The sequence below is a fragment of the Shimia sp. MIT910701 genome (genome assembly GCF_047126315.1).
In the GTDB taxonomy this organism is placed as follows: Bacteria; Pseudomonadota; Alphaproteobacteria; order Rhodobacterales; family Rhodobacteraceae; genus Shimia.
This window is the reverse complement of the sequence record NZ_CP138953.1, coordinates 4,501,092-4,522,654: the sequence shown is the minus strand read 5'-3', so window position 1 is coordinate 4,522,654 and position 21,563 is coordinate 4,501,092. Positions and strand designations below refer to the sequence as shown.

Below are 21,563 nucleotides of genomic sequence, written 5' to 3'. Positions count from 1 at the left end.
TCGTGGCAGCATAACGTGCGATCTTGGGCTGGCAACCGGCCGCGTGAGGTGCGTCTATCGTTGGGAAAAATTCAAAGAAACTGCGCATTTGCATGTCAGGCAATAGGTCGTGTACGCTGAAAACACGCTGGCAATTTACCGATATGATGAGGTCAAACCATGGAAAAACGACGCATTGTCTCCTCTCGCCACCTTGCTGAAGGCGACGGTTGGGAAGCCTCGGAAGTCGAATACGGCATGATCATTGCCTACAATGCTTTTTCGCGCTGGATGACCCGCTGCATGGCGGCGGCGGGCAATGCCGATATGACGCCGCTGGAGATTCTGGTGCTGCACAACCTCAATCATCGGGATCGGGATAAGCGTCTGACAGATATTGGTTTTCTACTGAATATCGAGGACAGCCACACCGTCAACTACGCGCTCAAGAAGCTGTTGAAAATGGGGCTGATTGAATCCGAGAAACGCGGCAAAGAAGTGTTCTATCGCCCGTCTGAGGCTGGGATTGCGCTATGTGAAGACTATCGCACCGTGCGCGATCGCTGTTTTGTCGAAGGGCTGTCGCGTTTGGATATGACCGGAGACGACATGCGCGACATCGCCTCCAGTCTGCGTTTGTTGTCCGGCCAATATGATCAGGCCAGCCGGGCCGCCGCCTCGCTTTAGCGGCTCATCAGTTCGGGCAGGTAGGTCACGATCTGCGGGAACACCGCGATCAGACCCACACCAACGAGCAACAACAGGAAGAAGGGGAAGGCCGCTTTGGCCACCTCAAGGATGTTGATGCCGGTCATGCCTTGGATGACAAACAGGTTGAAGCCCACCGGTGGGGTGATCTGGCTCATCTCCACCACGATCACGAGGTAGATGCCAAACCACAGCGGGTCGATGCCAACGGCGGCGATCATTGGCATGATGATGGAGGTGGTCAGCACCACCACTGAAATCCCGTCCAGGAAGCAGCCAAGGATGATGAAGAAGATGGTCAGCGCCAAGAGCAACATAGGCGCAGAGAGGTTCATCTCAGCAATCCAGGTCGCGAGGTTGCGAGGCAGGCCGGTGAAGCCCATCGCCACAGACAAGTAAGCCGCGCCAAGCAGGATAAAGGCAATCATGCAGGAGGTGCGCGTGGCAGACAGCAGCGCATCCATGAACAGCTTCCAGCTAAACCCGCCGGAGAGCCATGCAAGCAATGTTGCCAGAACCACGCCCAAGGCGGCTGCGTCTGTAGGAGATGCCAAACCTGTATAGATGGAGCCAATAACGCCAATGATCAGGAGAGCCACCGGGATCAGATTGCGGGAGGCTTTGATGCGCTCTGCAAAGCTGAACTGTTTGGCCTCTTGTGGGATCAATTCCGGGTTCATCCAGGCGCGCACGGCCACATAGCCTGCGAAGAGGGTGATCAGCATCACGCCCGGCAACACCCCCGCAATGAACAGGCGGGCAATGGATTGCTCCGTGGCCACCCCATAGACGATCAGGATGATCGACGGCGGGATCAAAAGGCCCAGCGTGGCCGAACCCGCCAATGTGCCTAGGATCAGGCTTTGTGGATAGCCGCGCTCGGTCAGCTCGGGCACGGACATCCGGCCAATCGTGGCGGCTGTGGCAGCAGAAGAGCCAGACACGGCGGCAAAGATAGCGCAGCCAAAGACGTTCACATGCAAAAGCCGTCCCGGCGCGCGGCCCAGCCAAGGGGCTAGACCGGAGAACATGTCGTTGCTCAGGCGCGAGCGTAACAGGATTTCTCCCATCAGGATAAACAAGGGCAGGGCGGTCAGCGCCCAGCTGTGGGAGTGTCCCCAGAAGGTTGTCGCCAGCACCAGTCCAGCCGGAGCGTTAGAAAAGGCCAACAGCGCCACAAGCGCGACCACGCCCAGCGAAATTGCCACCCATAGGCCCGCGGCGAGACAAACCAACAAAAGACCCAAAAGGATCAGAGCAATCAACGGATCAGCCATGGCTTAGACCTCATCTGGGGTGTTGAGCACCGAGGTGCCGGTGGTGATCAGGTCGACCAATGAGTGCAGCAGGGCGATCAACAAGAGCCCCATGCCAAAGGTCATGGCGGATTGTGGCAGCCAAAGCGGCACGGGGATGATGCCGTTGGACACATCGCCGTAGTACAGGCTTTCCAGCACCAGCGCGCCGCTGAAGTAGAGCGCGTAACCAACAAAGACGCTGGCGACGGTGAGGGCGAGGAATTCGGCGATCAGTACAACGCGGGGAGACAGGCGTTGCACCACTAGGTTCACGCGGATGTGCCCGCCTGAGCGCAATGTGTAAGCCATGGCCAGGAAGGTGGCGCCTGCGAGCATAAAGCCTGCGAAATCTGCATAGGACGGAATGGTTGAGGGCAACACGCCGGGCATCAAACGGCCCATACCGTTGAGCACAATCTGCGCACTGATCAACAGGCATATCGCCAGGATCAGAAAGGCGCTGAGCATCCCTGCGGCCTTGTAGGTTGCGTTTAGAATTCGGCGCATGACAAACCTCTCCCCATCGGTTTGGTGGCACAAAAAGACCGGCGGCACGGGGTGTCGCCGGTCTCTCGTGAGTGGTGGTTATTGCTGGTACGTGGTCAGGATCGACAGCGCGGCGTCAGACGCATTGGCTTTCCAGTTGTCCAGCATTTTGGTGCCGATGCCCTGCAGGCCTTCGACCAGTTCTGCGCTTGGCTCGTAAACGGTAATGCCGTTTGCTGCGAGCTCGGCAGTTTTCGCCTCAGCTTCCGCTGCAGACATCTCCCAGCCGCGGGTTTCCGCCGTGGCCGCTGCAGCCAGAACGGCCGCTTTGGTATCATCGCTCAGCTTGTCAAACACACGCTGGTTCACAACCACGATGTTCTTTGGCACCCAGGCGTTGATTGGGCTGTAGTGGGTCACAAAATCCCACGCGGTGGAGTTCACGCCAGTGGACGGTGAGGTGATCATCGCCTGTACCTGACCGGTGGAGAACGCCTGCGGAATGTTGGAAGCCTCAACCTGCACCGGCGCGGCACCAGCCAGCGTGGCAAACTCTTCTAACGCCGCGTTATAAGCGCGGAACCGCAGACCGTTCAGGTCGTCCACAGTGGCAATCTCACCGTTCGTGTAGAGACCCTGCGCAGGCCATGGCACGGAGAACAGCGGCACCAGACCTTGCTCGGCCAGCAGTTCAGTCACAACCGGCTTCTGCGCATCCCAGAGCTTCTTGGCTTCGTCGTAAGAGGTCGCCACCAGCGGCTGGCTGTCGATGCCATAGGCCAGGTCTTCGTTGGACAGGCGGGACAGGAAGAACTCACCAGCAGGCACCTGACGTGAGCGCACGGCGTTTTTAATCTCCGCATGTGGGATCAGCGAGCCGGCACTGTGCAGGGTGATGTCCAGATCGCCATTGGTGGCTTCACGCACATCATCGGCAAATTGCGCGATGTTCTGGGTGTGGAAGGTGCTGTCGCCATAAGGCGTCGGCATGTCCCAGGCATCAGCAAATGCAGGCGCGGCGCAGGCCAGCGCCGCCGAAAAGGCGATTACATGTTTCATAGGTTGCTCCCTGTTCGTTTTCTTGATTCTTACAATCACATAACGTTGACAAATTGTCAGCGTTATAAACATAAAGCAACAATAAAGTTGATTCGAGGAGAACGGCATGTCCACGCAACCAGCAGAGAAGTGGCAGTTTTGGGTCGACCGTGGCGGCACGTTCACGGACATCGTGGCCAAGGCCCCGGACGGTGCGCTGCACAGCCATAAGCTCTTGTCCGAAAACCCGGAAATCTATCGGGACGCGGCGGTGCATGGCATTCGTACGCTGCTGAAACTGGACGCCGACACAGCGATTCCCGAAGGTAAAATCGCTGCTGTAAAAATGGGCACCACGGTTGCGACCAACGCACTTTTGGAACGCAAGGGCGAGCCGGTGGTGCTGCTGATCACCAAAGGCCTGCGCGATTTGCTGCGGATCGGGTACCAGAATCGCCCGAAACTTTTTGACCTCGACATCCAACTGCCGGAACTCCTCTATGATGAGGTCATCGAAATTGACGAACGTCTGGATGCGGACGGCAACATCATCACCGAACTGGACGAAAGCGCTGCCCGCGCCGCGCTGGCCGAGGCCCACGCCAAAGGCTTCCGCTCTGTGGCCATCGCCCTCATGCACGCCTACCGCTTCCCGGATCACGAACAGCGTCTTGGCAAACTGGCTGAGGAGATCGGCTTCTCTCAAATCTCACTTAGCCACGAGGCCAGCCCGCTGATCAAGCTGGTGGGTCGCGGCGACACCGCTGTGGTGGACGCCTACCTCTCGCCGATCCTGCGCCGCTATGTGGATCAGGTCGCCGATGCGCTGGGTACCGACCAAGGCGGCTGTGACCGTCTGATGTTCATGCAGTCCAACGGTGGCCTGACTGACGCAAGCCTGTTTCAGGGCCGCGACGCTATTTTGTCCGGTCCCGCCGGCGGCGTTGTCGGCATGGTGCGCTCTGCGGCCGAACTAGGTTTTAACAAACTCATCGGCTTTGACATGGGCGGCACCTCCACCGACGTCTGCCACTACGCGGGCGAATACGAACGCTCCTTTGAAACCGAAGTCGCCGGTGTGCGTATGCGCGCGCCCATGATGTCGATCCATACGGTGGCGGCAGGCGGCGGCTCGATCCTCACTTACCGCGACGGTCGTATGCAGGTGGGTCCAGAAAGCGCCGGAGCAAATCCCGGACCCTGCGCCTACCGCCGGGGCGGTCCACTCACGGTCACCGATTGCAACGTCTTGCTGGGCAAACTGCACCCCGATCACTTCCCGCACGTTTTTGGCCCCAACGGCGACCTGCCGCTGGATGCGGACGCCGTGCGCGCCAAGTTCGAAGCGCTGAAGGCCGAAATTGGCACCGACAAATCGGTGGAAGACCTGGCCGAAGGCTTCCTGCGTATCGCCGTGGAAAACATGGCCAACGCGATCAAGAAAATCTCTGTGCAGCGTGGCTATGACGTGACCCGCTACACCATGAACTGCTTTGGTGGCGCTGGCGGTCAACACGCCTGTCTGGTGGCCGATGCGCTGGGCATGGAAAGCATCTTCATCCACCCCTTTGCCGGCGTGCTCTCTGCCTTTGGCATGGGGCTGGCCGACATCCGCGCCATGCGTGAGGCGCAACTGGGCTGCGCGCTGGAAGACAGCAACGCCGCGGCGCAGTTGGCCGATATTGCCGCCGCCGCCCGAGCCGAGGTCGCCAGTCAGGGTGTGGCCGAGGCTGACATCATCGTGGAACAACGCGCCCACATCCGCCCGCAGGGCGCACAGCAGAGCCTGCCGGTGGCGTTTGGCAATGCGGACAAAATGCGTGCTGACTTTGTCACCGCCCACAAACAACGTTTTGGCTTTGCACCCGACACCGATGATCTGATCATCGACGTGTTGGAGGCCGAGGCCGTGGGCCAAACCGGCGAGCCGGTGACCATGCCAAACCCAGCTGGCGCCGCGCGGACCGATGCCACTGTGCCGTTCCACCTGAACGGCGCGTGGCAGGACATCCCGTTGGTTGACCGAACCACATTGGCCGTGGGCGACAGCGTGACCGGCCCGGCGATCCTGACCGAAACCACCGGCACCAATATGATCGAAGACGGCTGGCAGGCGACCTGTGCCGCGGGCGGCAACCTCGTGCTGAAACGCATTGTGCCTCTGGCCCGCAAAGAAGCGATTGGCACTTCCGTTGATCCGGTCATGCTGGAGGTGTTCAACAACCTCTTTATGTCGATTGCCGAACAGATGGGCGCCACTCTGGCCAACACCGCGTATTCGGTGAACATCAAAGAGCGTTATGATTTCTCCTGTGCGATCTTTGACCAAAACGGCGATCTGGTGGCCAACGCGCCCCACGTGCCGGTGCATCTTGGCTCCATGTCCGAAAGCGTACGCACCGTTTTGCACGCCAACGCAGACAAAATCCGTCCCGGCGACGTGTTCATGATGAACAACCCGTTCAACGGCGGCACCCACCTGCCGGACGTGACCGTCATCACACCTGTGTTTGACGCGGCAGGGGAAAACATCCTCTACACCGTTGCGTCTCGCGGCCACCACGCCGACATTGGCGGCAAGACCCCGGGTTCCGCCCCGCCCGACAGCCGCACGATTGATGAAGAAGGTATCGTGATCGACAACTTCCTGTTGGTGGATCGCGGCACTTTGCGTGAAGAGGACGCGCGAGACCTGCTCGCGTCAGGCCCATATCCTTGTCGCAACGTCGATCAGAATATGGCCGACCTCGCCGCACAGATCGCGGCCAACGAAACCGGCGCAACCGAGCTGCGCAAGATCACCACGCAATTCGGCCACGGCACGGTGCAGGCTTACATGGGCCACGTGCAGGACAACGCCGAAGAGAGCGTGCGCCGTGTGCTCGATGTGCTGCATGATTGCAGCTTCTCTTATCCGCTGGACGACGGTGCCAAGATCGAGGTGGCCATTTCCGTCGACAAGGTTGCGCGCAGCGCCACCATCGACTTTACCGGCACCTCCGATCAAAGCCCGCTCAACTACAACGCGCCCATGGCGATCTGTCGAGCGGTGGTGCTCTATGTCTTCCGCACCATGGTGGGCAGCGACATCCCGATGAACGAAGGCTGTCTGAAGCCATTGAGCCTGATTGTGCCCGAAGGCAGCATGATCAATCCGAAGTATCCAGCGGCCGTGATCTCCGGCAACACCGAAGTCAGTCAGGCGATCTGTGACACGCTCTACGGCGCGCTGGGCGTGATTGCTGGCAGCCAAGGCACCATGAACAACTTTGTTTATGGCAACGACACGCATCAGAACTACGAAACCATCTGTGGCGGCACCGGCGCTGGCGACGGCTTTGATGGCACCAGCGCCGTACACAGCCACATGACAAACACACGGATGACCGATCCCGAGGTTCTGGAAACCCGTTTTCCGGTGCGGGTGGATGAGTTTTCGATCCGCCACAGGTCCGGCGGGCAGGGGCAGACCTCCGGCGGCAACGGCATTGTGCGCCGCTTGCGGTTCAACGAGCCAATGACTGTCACTGTACTGTCCTCGCATCGCGTGGTGCCACCCCATGGCGCACAAGGCGGTGGAGCTGGCGCGGTTGGGGAAAACAGCGTCGTGCGCGCAGATGGCGCCGTGTTGGAGCTGAAAGGCAACGACCAGGCGTCTCTTGAAGTGGGCGACGTGTTTGTGATGAAAACGCCCGGTGGCGGTGGTTTTGGCGCGCTCTAAGCGCCAAAATACGCACCTCCGTGATACAGTCGCGATACAGACGTAATACCGACGTCCCAAATTCGTACATTTGGGGCGTCCTTTGAGAGGCAGAATGACACATAAGCCAACCATCCTGGTGTCCGGATACGGCTCCTGGGCCAAAGCCAAAAACAACCCAGCCGCTTTGGTCGCGGCGCGTCTTGGACAAGAAGAGTTTGAGTGCTGCGATCTTGTGGCGGTTGAGCTGGATGTCGACACTAACGCCCTGCAGGATAACATAAATCGCCTTCTGGATACGCATCAACCCGACGGTTGGATCGGTCTTGGCGTGTCCGGCGCAGCGGTGGTGCAGCCGGAAATGGTGGGTATCAACTGGCGCCATTTCAGCGTGCCCGACGTCACCGGTGCCCACCTCCGCGCCACCCCGATCGTCGAAAACGGCCCCGCCGCCTACAACGCCACCCTCCCATGCGTCGAGATGGTCACCCACCTCCGCGCCAACCACATCCCCGCCGCCCTGTCATTTTCGGCTGGGACACACCTCTGTAATCAGCTGATCTACACGCTTGCGCACATGGCGGCGCAGCGCGGAATTGCACTGCGAAGTGGGTTTGTGCACCTTCCGCAGTCGCCTGAAAATATTGCGGAAAAGAGCGGCTTGGAGGAGTATGGCGCGTCCATGGATCTTGCGACATCCACCCGTGCGATCAGGCTCTGTGTGGAACTTTTGGCAGCCAAATTGGCTGCCTAAACCAGCTCAATCAGTCGGCAAAAAGATACTCAGTCCGCGCGATGTCGCGGGCTTGTTCCTCTGAGATGTGCAGGAAGTTCATCACTGCTGCCACATGTTCCTCTTCGCTGCCGGATTGCACCATACGGTTTACGTTTTCAAACTCCGCGTCCCGAATACGATCACTCTCACTCAGGATGTCGCGCCGAATGGTTGGCAGCAGCCGTTCCAATGTTTCCGGCGAGGTTTGCTCTCCCGCCAAACCAATGCGAATGGCATGGCCCGTGAGATACTCATCGGAGAAATCACACTGTATTTCCAACATTCTAGTGGTCGAACGATCGCCAAAGAAGTCCTGCATCAGGTCCATGGCGCTGGGGTCGAGACAGACCACAAGGCGGTTGGTGTCGTAGTAGTCAAACAGCATGCGCATCAGTGCGCGACGGTGTCGTGTGCGTTTGTTCAAGGTCGATTGGATGCCGCCGAGGTCGGGAAGCGGGGTGCTTTCCTCGTTAAAGAGATAGGCAATCGTGGGAAGATCCGTGACTTGGTCGATCTTTTCCAGTAACCTTTTGGCAACATGCCATTTTTTGCAAACGATCAGCATCAGTTCGCGATCGCGCCCCAGCGTACTTTCAGTTTCCCAGAACCGGCTGGCAAAGCGTTTGCCCTGCCGACCGCGTCCGGTGAGAAACTTGAATAGGCTTGGGCCTTCTGCTGAGATTTGGAAGTTCACACCTTCTTCGGCGTAAAGTTGCCCCAACCGCTCCTTGAGATCCAAAGCGTCGGGGCTGATTTTTCGGGCAAAAAGATAGTCTTGGCTGATCAGAAGGTCGTAGTGATCGTTGTAAAATGTCAGCGGCATTCCGTAGTCGGTGAACATTAGGAACGTTAGGGTGCGCGTGCGAATTTCATTGGTGGGCACCAAGTGTCGGACGATGGTCTGAAAAAAGGTCTCGTCCGGAATCCAGGTTGTGCGGAAAAAGCGCATCACGTCGCGGCGGGATTCTGTGAAATGCAGAACCGCTTCAATGGTTTGTCGACGCAGGCACCACCATTGGCTGCCGATCATCACTTGAATGTCCGCAGGAATGTCGCGCGTCAGGCCAAGCTTTTTCTGCAAGTTGTAGGTCGCATAAAAGCGTCGTTTTTGGGTGCGTTCATTGAACCAATGGCGGTAGATCAACCGCTCTGACTTCATACCGGTTTTGATCCAGTCGCTCTCAAAAAAGTCAAAGCTTTCAATGAAGTCGACATCATTGTCATCAAGAAATTCGTGGATGTATTCCGACGATTTGATCACCATGCAGTCGCCAGACAGCATGTAGAAGTGCGAGGCGCGCGGGAATTTTTTAACAGCGGTTTGCACTGCGTAGAGCGTGGCCTCTATCAGGCTCCATTCACCCCAGCCGCATTTGATGCGCTTTTCAGAAAACGCCACGTTTGGGTTTGGGCCAAGCACCTCTTGCAGCAAGGCAAAATGCTCTGGTTTGGCGCGGGCATCAAAATGGATGGAGATATAATCCCCGGTTGCGGTAAGCCGTTCTGCCTGCTTGATGATCGCCTCAGGATCCTTGTGGCACAGAAGAATGTAAGCAATTCTCGCCATCTAGCTTCTTCGATCCCTACTTTGACGTCCTGTGTTTATCCATTTAAAGATGAAAGCGCGTTGAATAAACAGGCTTTGTTCGGAATTTTTTGACACGCGCTCAGACCGTGACCAAAGCAATAACCACGGCGGCTATGGAGGCAGAAACATGGGATTTCCCGGCACTTGGATGACGGAAAGCGAAAGTGTGGTGTATCGAGTTGTGCCAAAATGCGCATGCTCCACCATCGGTCAGATCATGTTCTACTCGGATCATGGCGAGTTTTTTGACGGCGATATCCACGACGCCAAAGGTGGCATGCACAAGTGGGCTATTGAAGCAAGCCATCAGCCGATCACCGATAACGTGCGTGAGCACCGGTCCTATGCGTTTACCTGTGTGCGTAACCCATACACGCGGATCCTGTCCTCATTCTTTGACAAGATTTGCGGCATCCAGCGGAACGGCAAACGCTACCGTGGTAACCTTGTGCCGATGCTGATCCAGAAATATGGGATTGAGGTTGGTGGCGATGACGGCAAGCAGGAGTTTGACCAGATTCAAAGTTTCCGCCGGTTCTTGTTGTTTGCGCGCGACACCATCCGCTGGCGCCGACCAATGGATCCCGACATTCATTGGTCCGCCATGTCCGGCCACGTGTCGACCTTCATCGTAAACGGCGGCACCTACGACAAAATCTTCTGGACCGAGCAGTTTAACGACGGGATGCAAGGCGTTTTGGACCATATCGAAACACCCCATGTTGTTGATCTGACACAAATTCCCCGGTTCAACGAGTCCGAAGGGCATGGGCCAAAGCGGGCACATCCGGTGGAAGATTACTTCGACGATCTGTCGATGCATCTGGTCTATGAGATCTACAAGCGCGACTTCCAGCTGTTCAAATATGACTTCGAAAACCCGGGTAACAAAATGCCAATTGGCGAAATTGACCTGGATGAGGTGCACGCCAAGCTGGGCGATTAAGTCAGAAACATTTGGATTTTGAACCTTTTGAGGCCGCGCTTTTGATCGAGCGCGGCTTTTTGATGTTTGTGTGACGTTTTGGTCGCCAAGAGGAGCCTCTCCTTGCCCATTGGCACCCCATTCGCTAAAGGCACTGACGTAATTATTTCACAAGGACCATAGCGATGGCCAAGCAGAAGAAAGCCCCACGTCCTAAGGCAATCACGCCGAAGGGCTTCCGCGACTATTTTGGTGTTGAGGTGACCGAGCGCACCGAGATGCTGCATCAGATCGCTGGGGTGTATCATCGCTATGGTTTTGAAGCGTTGGAAAGCAGCGCGGTGGAAACCGTTGAGGCGCTGGGAAAGTTCCTGCCAGACGTGGATCGCCCCAACGAAGGCGTGTTTGCCTGGCAGGAGTTTGACGAGAAAGACAACGGCGACTGGATGGCGTTGCGCTACGACCTGACCGCGCCGTTGGCGCGTGTTTATGCGCAGCACCGCAATGATTTGCCCAACCCCTATCGCCGGTACGCAATGGGGCCAGTGTGGCGCAATGAGAAGCCGGGGCCCGGTCGGTACCGTCAGTTTTATCAATGTGATGCGGATACAGTAGGCACAGCGTCTATGGCGGCGGATGCCGAGATTTGCGCGATGCTTGCGGACACGTTGGAAACCGTCGGCATTCCGCGCGGGGATTTCCTTGTGCGTGTGAACAACCGCAAAGTCATGAACGGCGTGCTGGAAGTTATGGGGCTTGGCGAAGATCAAGCGGCCAAAGACAACGTGCTGCGCACCATCGATAAGTTCGACAAGGTGGGCGAGAGCGGCGCGCGCGAATTGCTCGGTAAGGGTCGTTTGGATGCCTCTGGCGCCTACATCGATGGCGTTGGTTTGAGCGACGACCAAATCGAGCCGGTGATCGCGTTTTTGACCTCCAAAGCGGGCGACGTGTCAAAGACCTTTGAAAACCTGCGTGGGGCGGTTGGCGCCTCTGCTGTGGGGGCTGAAGGGATTGCTGAACTGGAGCAGATCGGGGATCTGCTGGCTGCGGGTGGCTATGGCAGTGACAGGATCGAGATTGATCCGAGCATCGTGCGCGGTCTGGGCTACTATACCGGGCCGGTGTTTGAAGCCGAGCTGACCTTTGAAATCTTTGATGAAAAAGGCCGCAAGCGTCAGTTTGGTTCCGTGTCCGGAGGTGGCCGTTACGATGACTTGGTGAAACGTTTCACCGGTCAGGCTGTTCCTGCGACAGGCCTGTCGATTGGTGTGGATCGCCTGTTGGCGGCTCTGCGCGAGAAGGGTCGCATGGGCGGCGCGTCTGTTGGACCGGTTGTTGTGACCGTGATGGATCGCGACCGCATGGCGGACTATCAGGCGATGGTTGCAGAGCTGCGCAACGCGGGTATTCGCGCCGAAGTCTACCTTGGCAATCCGAGGAATTTTGGCAATCAGCTCAAATATGCGGACAAACGCAATTCGCCGGTCGCTGTGATCGAAGGCGGTGACGAGAAAGACCGTAGTGTGGTTCAAATCAAGGATCTGATCCTCGGCGCCAAAATTGCAGAAACGGCAACGCACGAAGAGTGGAAAGAGCGCCCAAGTCAGTTTGAGGTGCCACGTGGCGAGTTGGTCGCGAAGGTGCGTGAAATTCTGGCCAGCCAGAGCGAAGGATAATCGGACCCATGTCTGAAAAAGCAAAAATCCGAGCCCGGGCGGCTGCCTTGGCCTCCGGCTTTGAGTCTGCTGGCGCTGTGGCGGTGGAAACACCAGTTTTGCTACCCGCGGAAGCCTTGCTCGACCTTTATGGCGAGGACATTCGTGGGCGGGCCTATGTGACGACTGACGCCTTGCGCGGGGAGCAGATGCTGCGCCCCGATTTCACGGTGCCGGTTGTGCAGATGCACATGGCGCATGGTGCGGAACCCGCGCGCTACACTTATGCGGGGGAAGTCTTTCGTCGACAGGAAGAAGACCAGACCCGCGCAAATGAGTATATGCAGGTCGGCTATGAGGTTTTTGACCGCGAGAACCCTGCCGCAAGCGATGCTGAAGTCTTTGCTGTGATGCAGGAGGCACTGAAAGGTGTCGAACTGCGGGCCGCGACAGGAGATATTGGCATTCTGGCAGCGGCGGTGGCCGGGTTGGAAACCACCGAGCGCCGCAAGCGTGCGTTGGCGCGTCATATCTGGCGGCCGCGCAAGTTTAAGGCGCTTCTGGATCGTTACTCCGGCAAGGCGGAAATGCCTGCAAGCCGCGCTGCGTTGTTGGCGGCAGACGATCCCATGGCGCATAAGTATCCGGATATTGGCTTGCGGTCGCAAGCCGAAGTGGCTGAGCGTATCGATGGGCTACGCGCAGATGCCGCTGCCGACCCGATTTCGCCGTTGCAGGTTGAATTGATCGAAGCGCTTCTGAATGTGCGTGAGACTCTGCCTAACGCATTGGAGCACATCCGCGATTTGGCGGTGGATATGCCTGCCATCACCGAGGCTGCCTTTCGCTTGCGCGATCGCATGCATGCGCTGGAGGCGCGTGGAGTCGATGTGGAATCCCTAGAGTTTGAAGCCAGCTACGGCCGCACGTCTATGGAATATTACGACGGCTTCGTCTTTGGCTTTTATGTGCCAGGTCGCGCGGATTTGCCTCCGGTGGCCACGGGCGGGCGGTACGATGCCTTGACGCAAGTGCTTGGCCAAGGACGTGAAATCCCTGCGGTTGGTGGTGTCATTCGCCCCGGCATCTTGGTGCAATTGGAGGATGTGGCATGACTATCAAACTGGGTGTGCCCTCCAAAGGGCGTCTGATGGAAAAGACCTTTGATTGGTTTGGCGCACGTGGGGTGACCCTGAGCCGGACCGGGTCGGACCGCGAGTATGCAGGCGCTGTTGCGGGGGTTGAGGGTGTTGAACTGGTCTTGCTGTCAGCAGGTGAAATCCCGCGTGAGTTGGCTGCGGGTCGCATTCATTTGGGTGTGACCGGCACTGATTTGGTCCGCGAAAAGCTGGGCCAGTGGGAGCAACAGGTGCAAGAGAAAGCCGAGCTTGGCTTTGGGCATGCGGATCTGATCATCGCGGTGCCCGGTTGCTGGGTTGATGTGGACTCGTTGGAAGACCTGGATGCTGCTGCGGCTGCGTTCCGGCGCACGCACGGATTCCGCTTGCGGATTGCGACCAAGTATCACCGTTTGGTTCGGGAGTTTCTGCAGGACAACGGTGTTGCGGATTATCAATTGGTCGACAGCCAAGGTGCCACAGAAGGCACCATCAAAAATCTGACGGCTGAGGGCGTGGCGGATATCACCTCGACTGGTGATACCCTGCGGGCCAACCACCTCAAGATTTTGAGTGACGCGTTGGTTCTGAAGTCCCAAGCCACCCTGTTCAAAAGTCGGAAAGCGGACATGGACGATGATGAGCGCGTCGTGATGGGGACGTTGTTGGCGCAGCTTGGGCTCGATGGATAACACATAATACATGGCCCCGGCGCGCAGCCGGGGCGATGCGTTTAGAGTGGCGGGCCGACAAAGGTCTGGCCATGGGCGGATGCAATTTCTGACATTTGGATTTCGGTGATTTCACCGCCTTGCGCCGCTTTGTGAAAGGCGCGGAACATGGCTTCCATTTGCAGTGCCGGCGAGAAAATGTAGCGCAGCCGTCCTTCGTTGGTGCCGACGTTTTTGAAGGCGTGCACGCTGCCGCGCGGGATAAAGGCGACGTCGCCTGGCGACATCTCTTGCACCACACCGTCAATTTCGACGATGAAGTCGCCCTCTAAGAAAAAGAAGGTTTCATCTTGGTCGTGGTGAATGTGACGCCCGGGGCCGACGCCCGGTTGCACGATGTCTTCAAACACTTCCTGTGCCCCGCCTGTGTCCTAACCCGTGAGCAAGATGCGCAGGGTAATGGCACCGAGGAAATCAAAGGTTTCTGAGGATTTGTAGTCTGTGTGGGTGATTGGCATCGTCTGTCTCCTTTGTCTGTTTGCAATATGCGACTGTGGAGGTTTGTTAAATTCGGTGCGTATAGATACTGCTGTGTTCGAATTCGCGCAGACGGATTTAGGCATCGGCAAGTTTTTACGCGTGGTCACATTCGGCGCTTGGCGCGACGGGGCACGGTGGTAAGAAGGGTATCCCAAGGCAGATCAGGAGAGAGTTTCCGTGGACACCAGCACCCGCATTTTCCGCACCATTGCAGGCGAGATTGCCGCCAAACCCGATCAGGTTGGTGCCGCTGTGAAACTGTTGGATGAGGGGGCAACGGTGCCGTTTGTGGCCCGTTATCGGAAAGAGGTCACCGGCGGATTGGACGACACGCAACTGCGGACACTGGCGGATCGCCTGGCCTATTTGCGTGAGCTCGAAGCACGACGTGAGACTGTGGCAGCCTCGATCACTGAGCAAGGCAAAATGACCGACGACTTGGCCAAGGCGATTGTCGGGGCTGAGACCAAGGCGGCGTTGGAAGACATTTACCTGCCTTACAAACCGAAACGGCGTACGAAGGCGATGATTGCTCGTGAGAACGGGCTGGAGTCTTTGGCGGAAGCTATTTTGGCAGACCGTTCCAAAGACCCGGAAGCGCTGGCGGCGGGCTTCGTGACCGAGGCGGTTGCGGATGTGAAGGCAGCGCTTGACGGCGCGCGGGATATTGTTGCCGAAGGGCTGACCGAAAACGCGGCGCTGTTGGGAGAGTTGCGCAAGTTCTTGCAGGATGAGGCAATTGTGGCGGCCAAGGTCATTGCTGGGCAGGAGCAGGCAGGCGCCAAGTTCTCTGATTATTTTGAACATTCTGAGCCGTGGTCGAAAGTGCCAAGCCACCGAGCGCTGGCGATGATGCGGGCGTCCAAAGAAGGCGTGATCACGCTGGATATTGGGCCTGATCCTGAAGGTGGTAAGGAACGTGCCGAGGAGATGGTCGCAAGCTATCTAGATACTCGCACCGACGGGCCTGGCGACGAATGGCTGCGCAAGATTGCCGGATGGACCTGGCGAGTGAAGCTGAGTCTGACCATGACGGTCGACCTGATGGGGGAGCTGCGCGCGAGGGCGCAGGAAGAAGCGATTCAGGTGTTTGCACGCAATCTCAAAGACTTGTTATTGGCGGCGCCGGCGGGCGCGAAAGCGACACTTGGACTCGATCCAGGCATTCGTACCGGCTGCAAAGTGGCAGTGGTAGACGCCACCGGCAAGTTGTTGGACACCGCAACGATCTATCCCTTCCAGCCCAAGAATGATGTGCGTGGTGCTGAGGCGACCCTTTTGGCGTTGATTGCCAAGCACGGCGTTGAGTTGGTCGCGATCGGTAATGGTACAGCGAGCCGCGAGAGCGAAAAGCTGGTGGGGGAAACGCTGAAGCTTTTGCCTAAAGGCGTGAAAGTGCCCACCAAAGTTGTGGTGAGCGAAGCCGGCGCGTCCGTGTATTCGGCCAGTGAATTGGCAGCACGGGAGTTCCCGGAGTTGGACGTGTCTTTGCGCGGTGCAGTGTCGATTGCACGCCGCCTGCAGGATCCGCTTGCTGAACTGGTGAAGATTGAGCCCAAGTCGATTGGTGTGGGCCAATATCAGCACGACGTGGACCAGCATCGTCTGGGCAAGTCTCTGGAAGCTGTAGTTGAAGATGCGGTGAACGCGGTTGGGGTGGATCTCAACATGGCCTCCGCCCCGCTGTTGGCGCATGTGTCAGGACTTGGGCCACCTTTGGCTGAGGCGATTGTGGCGCACCGCGATGCCAACGGGGCCTTTGGCTCACGCAAAGCTTTGTTGGATGTGACACGGCTGGGGCCCGCGGCGTTTGAGCAATGCGCTGGGTTCTTGCGCATCAACGAAGGGGATGAGCCGCTGGACGCCAGTGCGGTGCACCCGGAAGCCTATGACGTGGCGCGTAAAATCGTGTCAGCCTGTGGGCGGGATGTGCGCACATTGATGGGCGATGGTTCGGCGCTGAAGCGTTTGCGCGCGGAGGATTTTGTCTCTGAACAATTTGGTCTGCCAACTGTGCAGGATATCCTCTCCGAATTGGAAAAACCGGGACGCGATCCGCGGCCTTCCTTTAAGACCGCGACCTTTGCCGATGGGGTTGAGGAAATCTCCGACTTGAAGCCGGGCATGGCCTTGGAAGGGACCGTTACAAACGTGGCGGCTTTCGGGGCTTTTGTGGATGTTGGCGTGCATCAGGATGGATTGGTGCATGTGAGCCAGTTGGCGGATCGGTTTGTGAAAGATCCGCATGAAGTGGTCAAGGCCGGAGATGTGGTGAAAGTCGCGGTCACCGAAGTGGATGTTCCCCGCAAGCGTATCGGTTTGTCGATGCGTAAGGATGGCGGGGCCTCTGCCAAGGAAGATCGCAATGCGCGGTCTGGATTTGGCAGTAAGGGGCGTGGTGGTCCTGGAGGTGGCCCGCGAGGCAAAGGACCGCGCGGCGGTGGTGGCAACTACAGCGCCAAGCCAAAACAGCAGGACGGCGGCAATGGAGCGCTGGGCGCGGCGTTGCTGGATGCGATGCGGAAGAAATAAGTGAGAGGCTCGGGCAGTTTTGTCCGAGCCTTTTTCGTACGCTTTGAGCGTTTGGCTTAGTTGAGCAGCGTGCCCATATGGCGCATCGCAAGTGCATAGCCGTTCACGCCACATCCGGCGATCACGCCTTCCGCGCGCGCAGAGACAAAGCTGTGATGGCGAAATTCTTCGCGTTTGTGGATGTTGGAAATGTGCACTTCCAATACGGGGCCATCAAAGGTGTTGAGCGCATCCAGAATGGCCACAGAGGTGTGGCTGTATGCGGCCGGATTGATAATGATGCCAGCGGCGTCGCCGCGCGCGTCGTGGATCATCTCGACAATTTCACCTTCGTGGTTTGACTGCATCAACTTCACCGCTAGGCCAAGTTCCTGGCCAACCTTCGCGCAGTTGGCCTCTACGTCGGCGAGCGTGTCATGGCCATAAATCTCCGGCTGCCGTTTCCCCAGAAGGTTCAGGTTCGGGCCGTTCAGGATGTAGATTGTCTTGCTCATGGCAGAGGCTCACTTCTGTTGTCGGTCCTGAGCTAGCCGAAAATCTGGTGCAGTAGCAAGAATTAGGACTTCAGATCGCGCAGGATAACATTGGTCTGTGCCGAACTTACCGCAGGCAGGGTGAAGAGGAAGTCCTCGAGGAAGCGGTTGTAGGCCTCGATGTCGGTGCAGCGCACGCGCATGTGGTAATCTGCGGTGCCTGTGGTGGCAAAACACATGCGGATTTCCTCGCGTGCGGTCACCGCTTCGATGAAGCGTTTTAGGTTCGCGGGATCGTGGCGGGTGAGTTGAACATGCACAATGGCGTGGAACGTGAAGCCGAGCTCTTCCTGGCTGAGGCGCGCGCCATATCCTTCGATCAAGCCGGCCTCTTCAAAGGCGCGAATGCGGCGCCAGCACGCGGAGGTCGACATGCCTACTTCGGCTGCCAAATCTGCATTGGATAGGCGGCAATTCTTTTCCAACAGGGCGAGCAGTTTGCGATCTTTCGAATCGAGATTCATGGCATTCAGTTCCGATTCTCCGACTCCATGCGAAACAGTAATTCGTTATTCGGTCAGAATCTAGGAGAACTGAAACGGGAAACCGCCTGTCATGTGAGAAAATACCACAATTCAGGAGGAGCGCGCGATGACCCAAGCCAGCCACGATTTTCAAAGCTATGCCCTATCGGATCGGTATGACCAAACAGAGGGGCGGGTGTTTCTGACCGGCACGCAAGCCCTTGTGCGGATCATGTTCGATCAGGCGCGGCGCGACCGCGACGCCGGGCTCAACACCGGTGGCTTTGTGTCCGGGTATCGTGGTTCTCCTTTGGGCGGGTTGGATTTGGAGTTCTGGCGGGAGCGCGATCGCACCAAAGAGCAAAACATCACCTTCATGCCCGCCGTGAATGAAGACCTTGGCGCCACAGCCGTTTTGGGAGCCCAGCAAGCCACGCTGGACCCGAATTGCGACGTCGAGGGGCTGTTCTCCATGTGGTACGGCAAAGGCCCAGGCGTTGATCGCTCTGGCGACGCGCTCAAACACGGCAACGCCTATGGTTCTTCCCCCAAAGGTGGAGTGCTGGTTGTGGCGGGTGACGACCACGGATGTGTCAGCTCCTCGATGCCGCATCAATCGGATGTGGCCTTCATGTCTTGGTTTATGCCAACGCTGAACCCGGCGAGCGTGGACGAATACCTTGCCTTTGGCGAATACGGCATTGCGCTCAGCCGATTTAGTGGCACCTGGGTTGGCTTTAAGGCGATTTCTGAGACGGTCGAGTCAGGCCGGTCTGTGGAGTTGCAAGCTGACCGCAAGTTCGTAACGCCAGATTTCGACATGCCAGCGGGCGGCGTGCACGTGCGCCCGAGTGATCTGCCCAGCCCTGAAATCGAGACCCGAATTGGGCACAAGCTGCGTGCCGTTGAGGCTTTTGTTGAAGCGAACCCAATTGACCAGCGTATCTATGACATTCCGGAGGCTACGTTCGGGTTCGTGACCACAGGCAAGGGCCATTTGGACTTGATGGAGGCGCTGCGTCTCTTGGGGCTCGACGAGGCGGCTTGTCGTCGCCTTGGTATCGACATCTATAAGGTTGGCATGGTTTGGCCACTGGCGCGCCGCGATGCACTGGCCTTTGTGCGCGGCAAGACCGAGGTGTTGGTGGTAGAGGAAAAGCGCGGCATCATTGAGAGCCAGTTCAAGGAATACTTCTACGATTGGCCTGGTGATAAACCGGAGAAGATGGTCGGCAAACACCGCGCCGTTGGCGATCCGCTCTTGCCCTGGACTGGGGAGCTCTCTCCAAAGATGCTGGTGCCGGTGGTGGCCGAACGTCTGGCGCGTCTTTTCCCAGATGAAGGTCTGCTTGAGAAGGCCGCAGCGCTCACCGAGGAAAAGCCGCCTGTATTGAATGTTTCGGGAGCAAACCGCACGCCATATTTCTGTTCCGGTTGCCCGCACAACACATCCACCAAGCTGCCGGATGGCTCCAAAGCCATGAGCGGCATTGGCTGCCACGTTATGGCCAGCTGGATGAACCGGGAGACGGGCGGCTATGCCCAGATGGGCGGCGAGGGCGTGCCTGTGGCGGTTGCGCAAAAGTACAACGGCAACAAACACATCTTCCAGAACCTTGGAGAAGGCACATGGTATCACTCGGGCTCCCTGGCGATCCGTCAAGCTGTCGCCGCCAAGGCTAACATCACGTACAAAGTGTTGTTCAATGATGCGGTTGCCATGACAGGAGGCCAGCCTGTGGACGGTCCGGTGTCAGTACACGGCATCGCCTGGAATGCGCGCGCCGAAGGTGTTGCACGGATCGCCTTGGTCAGTGACGACATCTCCAAGTTTTCCAAAGCGGATTTCCCGCCCGACACGTCCTTCCACGATCGCAGGGATATGGATCCCGTGCAGCGCGAACTGCGTAACATCGAAGGCGTGACCCTGCTTATATACGAGCAAACCTGCGCCACGGAAAAGCGTCGCCGACGTAAACGCGGAAAGATGGAAGACCCCGATACGTTTGCCTTCATCAACGAGTTGGTTTGTGAGGGCTGCGGTGACTGTTCCAAAGCGTCCAATTGTTTGAGCGTGGAGCCGGTAGAGACCGAGTTTGGGCGCAAGCGGAAGATCAACCTGAGCACCTGTAACAAGGATTTCTCCTGCGTGGACGGGTTTTGCCCAAGCTTTGTGACTGTGACCGGCGCCAAGCGGCGCAAAAAGGATGGCGCGAATGTCGATGTCGCTGGCCTGCTGTCTAACGTCCCCACGCCCAGCGTACCTTCTCTGGACAAGCCATTTGACCTTCTGGTGACCGGTGTAGGCGGCACAGGGGTTGTGACCGTCGGCGCTTTGATCACCATGGCAGCGCATCTGGAAGGGCTGGGCAGTTCGGTGCTCGACTTCACTGGTTTCGCGCAGAAATTTGGCACAGTGCTGAGCTATATCCGTCTCGGAACGAGCCCTGCTGCAGTCAACCAGGTGCGTATTGAAAGCGGCGCGGCTGATGCTGTTATCGGCTGTGATGTGGTTGTGAGCTCTGCGCCCAAAGCCAGTGTGCATTATCGCAAAGGCGCGCAGGTGGTGCTCAACACCGCAGAGATGCCAACCGGTGATCTGGTCCTGAACCGAGACGCCGACCTGAAAGTGGGCGTGCGAGAAGAGGTCATTCGCAAAGCAGTGGGCACCGACAATGTGCGCGCGCTGGACGCGAACAAAATGGCTGAAAAGGTCATGGGCGACAGCGTGTTTGCCAACGTGATGATGCTTGGATTTGCGTATCAGCGGGGATTGGTGCCAGTGAGTGAAGTGGCCTTGAAGCAGGCAATCCTGCTCAATGGTGTTGCTGTGGAGAAAAATGCCAAGGCTTTCGATATAGGCCGTGTTTTGGCACATGATCCTGAGGCCATCCCGCTGGAAAAGCCCCGTGTTGCGGAAACGGCGGACACCTTGATTGCCAAGCGGGGTGCGTTTTTGGCCGACTACCAAAATGCCAAATATGCCGCGCGGTTTGAGGCCCGCATGAAGAAACTGGCACAAGTGCTGCCAGAGGATCTGCTGATTGAGGCGGCAAAGTCTCTGTTTAAGCTCATGGCCTACAAAGACGAGTACGAAGTTGCGCGCCTTCATATGAATGCAGCGTTCGCCACTCGCTTGAACGAGGAGTTCGAAGGTGACTTCAAAGTGAACTACCATATGGCGCCCCCGATGCTGCCTTTGGGCCGTGATGCACTAGGGCGTCCTAAAAAGGTCAAGCTGGGGCCATGGATGCAGCCCCTGCTAGGGGCGCTTTCCAAGGCGCGTGGGTTGCGTGGGTCGTTCCTGGATCCGCTCCGTTTCAGTGCGGACCGAAAACTGGATCAGGAGCTGCTTGAGTGGTTTGAGTGCGTATTGGATCTCGTCGAGCGCGGATACAGCGAAAAGGACCGCGACACGTGCTGGGCGCTTTTGACTGCGCCGAAGGAAATTCGCGGCTATGGCATTGTGCGCGAGGAAACCGCGGAGGGCGTACGCAAGAGTGCTATGATGCTGGAAACCATGTTGTCGGCGAAAGTCTGAGAGCGGCTC

Annotated in this window: 16 protein-coding genes; 9 read left to right on the top strand and 7 right to left on the bottom strand. The window is 57.8% G+C overall.

Translation table 11 applies throughout. From position 1 onward, the window contains the following. Positions 1-159 precede the first annotated feature (159 nt). On the top strand, positions 160-666 hold the full coding sequence (locus tag SIB38_RS22235) for a winged helix DNA-binding protein (protein WP_299428334.1): 507 nt from the start codon (positions 160-162) through the stop codon (positions 664-666). On the opposite strand, the gene SIB38_RS22230 is transcribed toward SIB38_RS22235, so the two are convergent. The 3 genes from SIB38_RS22230 to SIB38_RS22220 all read right to left on the bottom strand — a co-directional run bounded on the left by SIB38_RS22230 (position 663) and on the right by SIB38_RS22220 (position 3,530). Beyond that, on the bottom strand, positions 663-1,964 hold the full coding sequence (locus SIB38_RS22230; RefSeq protein ID WP_294119509.1) for a TRAP transporter large permease: 1,302 nt from the start codon (positions 1,962-1,964) through the stop codon (positions 663-665). The two genes, SIB38_RS22235 and SIB38_RS22230, sit on opposite strands and share 4 nt — an antisense overlap. A gap of 3 nt (positions 1,965-1,967) precedes the next feature. Continuing rightward, complete coding sequence (locus SIB38_RS22225) at positions 1,968-2,492, bottom strand: TRAP transporter small permease (RefSeq protein WP_412551059.1); 525 nt, start codon at positions 2,490-2,492, stop codon at positions 1,968-1,970. 78 nt (positions 2,493-2,570) lie between these two features. Further along, on the bottom strand, positions 2,571-3,530 hold the full coding sequence (locus SIB38_RS22220) for a TRAP transporter substrate-binding protein (RefSeq protein WP_294119507.1): 960 nt from the start codon (positions 3,528-3,530) through the stop codon (positions 2,571-2,573). A 106-nt stretch (positions 3,531-3,636) separates the two neighbouring features. Between SIB38_RS22220 and SIB38_RS22215 the strand changes: the two genes are divergently transcribed. Then, complete coding sequence (locus SIB38_RS22215) at positions 3,637-7,230, top strand: hydantoinase B/oxoprolinase family protein (RefSeq protein WP_412551058.1); 3,594 nt, start codon at positions 3,637-3,639, stop codon at positions 7,228-7,230. Positions 7,231-7,324: 94 nt separating this feature from the next. Continuing rightward, on the top strand, positions 7,325-7,963 hold the full coding sequence (locus SIB38_RS22210) for a hypothetical protein (protein WP_294119505.1): 639 nt from the start codon (positions 7,325-7,327) through the stop codon (positions 7,961-7,963). Between the two features lie 10 nt (positions 7,964-7,973). On the opposite strand, the gene SIB38_RS22205 is transcribed toward SIB38_RS22210, so the two are convergent. Further along, positions 7,974-9,551: a DUF5928 domain-containing protein gene (locus SIB38_RS22205; protein ID WP_294119504.1), complete on the bottom strand. Its 1,578-nt coding sequence runs from the start codon at positions 9,549-9,551 to the stop codon at positions 7,974-7,976. 148 nt (positions 9,552-9,699) lie between these two features. Here SIB38_RS22205 and SIB38_RS22200 point away from each other — a divergent pair, with 148 nt between their 5' ends. The 4 genes from SIB38_RS22200 (at position 9,700) to hisG (ending at position 13,965) form a co-directional block, all read left to right on the top strand. Then, the gene (locus tag SIB38_RS22200) at positions 9,700-10,518 is read left to right on the top strand and encodes a sulfotransferase family protein (RefSeq protein ID WP_294119503.1); all 819 of its coding nucleotides are present in this window, start codon (positions 9,700-9,702) and stop codon (positions 10,516-10,518) included. A gap of 164 nt (positions 10,519-10,682) precedes the next feature. After that, positions 10,683-12,176: a histidine--tRNA ligase gene (gene hisS / locus SIB38_RS22195; RefSeq protein WP_412551057.1), complete on the top strand. Its 1,494-nt coding sequence runs from the start codon at positions 10,683-10,685 to the stop codon at positions 12,174-12,176. 8 nt (positions 12,177-12,184) lie between these two features. After that, the gene (locus SIB38_RS22190) at positions 12,185-13,270 is read left to right on the top strand and encodes an ATP phosphoribosyltransferase regulatory subunit (RefSeq protein ID WP_294119499.1); all 1,086 of its coding nucleotides are present in this window, start codon (positions 12,185-12,187) and stop codon (positions 13,268-13,270) included. Further along, positions 13,267-13,965 carry an ATP phosphoribosyltransferase gene (gene hisG / locus SIB38_RS22185; protein WP_294119497.1) on the top strand — a complete coding sequence of 233 codons (699 nt, stop codon included), beginning with the start codon at positions 13,267-13,269 and terminating at the stop codon, positions 13,963-13,965. Before SIB38_RS22190 ends, hisG begins: the two co-directional genes overlap by 4 nt. Before the next feature lie 41 nt (positions 13,966-14,006). Here the strand turns inward: hisG and SIB38_RS22180 are convergent, their stop codons facing one another. After that, complete coding sequence (locus tag SIB38_RS22180; RefSeq protein WP_412551056.1) at positions 14,007-14,354, bottom strand: cupin domain-containing protein; 348 nt, start codon at positions 14,352-14,354, stop codon at positions 14,007-14,009. A gap of 307 nt (positions 14,355-14,661) precedes the next feature. On the opposite strand from SIB38_RS22180, the gene SIB38_RS22175 reads away from it, so the two are divergent. Beyond that, positions 14,662-17,016, top strand: a complete 2,355-nt coding sequence (locus SIB38_RS22175; RefSeq protein ID WP_412551055.1) for a Tex family protein — start codon at positions 14,662-14,664, stop codon at positions 17,014-17,016. Between the two features lie 56 nt (positions 17,017-17,072). Here SIB38_RS22175 and aroQ read toward each other — a convergent pair whose 3' ends face one another. Together aroQ and SIB38_RS22165 are read right to left on the bottom strand one after the other, a co-directional pair. Further along, positions 17,073-17,510 (bottom strand): type II 3-dehydroquinate dehydratase, encoded by a 438-nt coding sequence (aroQ, locus tag SIB38_RS22170; protein ID WP_294119492.1) that lies wholly within the window; start codon positions 17,508-17,510, stop codon positions 17,073-17,075. Between the two features lie 62 nt (positions 17,511-17,572). Next, the gene (locus SIB38_RS22165) at positions 17,573-18,013 is read right to left on the bottom strand and encodes an Lrp/AsnC family transcriptional regulator (RefSeq protein WP_294119491.1); all 441 of its coding nucleotides are present in this window, start codon (positions 18,011-18,013) and stop codon (positions 17,573-17,575) included. 127 nt (positions 18,014-18,140) lie between these two features. Between SIB38_RS22165 and SIB38_RS22160 the strand changes: the two genes are divergently transcribed. Beyond that, the gene (locus SIB38_RS22160) at positions 18,141-21,554 is read left to right on the top strand and encodes an indolepyruvate ferredoxin oxidoreductase family protein (RefSeq protein WP_294119489.1); all 3,414 of its coding nucleotides are present in this window, start codon (positions 18,141-18,143) and stop codon (positions 21,552-21,554) included. Positions 21,555-21,563 lie beyond the last annotated feature (9 nt).

What these genes read in the sequence shown, in the direction of transcription:
- SIB38_RS22235 (WP_299428334.1), top strand. Translation starts at nt 160, where the DNA reads ATGGAAAAACGACGCATTGTCTCCTCTCGCCACCTTGCTGAAGGCGAC.
- SIB38_RS22230 (WP_294119509.1), bottom strand. Translation starts at nt 1,964, where the DNA reads ATGGCTGATCCGTTGATTGCTCTGATCCTTTTGGGTCTTTTGTTGGTT.
- SIB38_RS22225 (WP_412551059.1), bottom strand. Translation starts at nt 2,492, where the DNA reads ATGCGCCGAATTCTAAACGCAACCTACAAGGCCGCAGGGATGCTCAGC.
- SIB38_RS22220 (WP_294119507.1), bottom strand. Translation starts at nt 3,530, where the DNA reads ATGAAACATGTAATCGCCTTTTCGGCGGCGCTGGCCTGCGCCGCGCCT.
- SIB38_RS22215 (WP_412551058.1), top strand. Translation starts at nt 3,637, where the DNA reads ATGTCCACGCAACCAGCAGAGAAGTGGCAGTTTTGGGTCGACCGTGGC.
- SIB38_RS22210 (WP_294119505.1), top strand. Translation starts at nt 7,325, where the DNA reads ATGACACATAAGCCAACCATCCTGGTGTCCGGATACGGCTCCTGGGCC.
- SIB38_RS22205 (WP_294119504.1), bottom strand. Translation starts at nt 9,551, where the DNA reads ATGGCGAGAATTGCTTACATTCTTCTGTGCCACAAGGATCCTGAGGCG.
- SIB38_RS22200 (WP_294119503.1), top strand. Translation starts at nt 9,700, where the DNA reads ATGGGATTTCCCGGCACTTGGATGACGGAAAGCGAAAGTGTGGTGTAT.
- hisS (WP_412551057.1), top strand. Translation starts at nt 10,683, where the DNA reads ATGGCCAAGCAGAAGAAAGCCCCACGTCCTAAGGCAATCACGCCGAAG.
- SIB38_RS22190 (WP_294119499.1), top strand. Translation starts at nt 12,185, where the DNA reads ATGTCTGAAAAAGCAAAAATCCGAGCCCGGGCGGCTGCCTTGGCCTCC.
- hisG (WP_294119497.1), top strand. Translation starts at nt 13,267, where the DNA reads ATGACTATCAAACTGGGTGTGCCCTCCAAAGGGCGTCTGATGGAAAAG.
- aroQ (WP_294119492.1), bottom strand. Translation starts at nt 17,510, where the DNA reads ATGAGCAAGACAATCTACATCCTGAACGGCCCGAACCTGAACCTTCTG.
- SIB38_RS22165 (WP_294119491.1), bottom strand. Translation starts at nt 18,013, where the DNA reads ATGAATCTCGATTCGAAAGATCGCAAACTGCTCGCCCTGTTGGAAAAG.
- SIB38_RS22160 (WP_294119489.1), top strand. Translation starts at nt 18,141, where the DNA reads ATGACCCAAGCCAGCCACGATTTTCAAAGCTATGCCCTATCGGATCGG.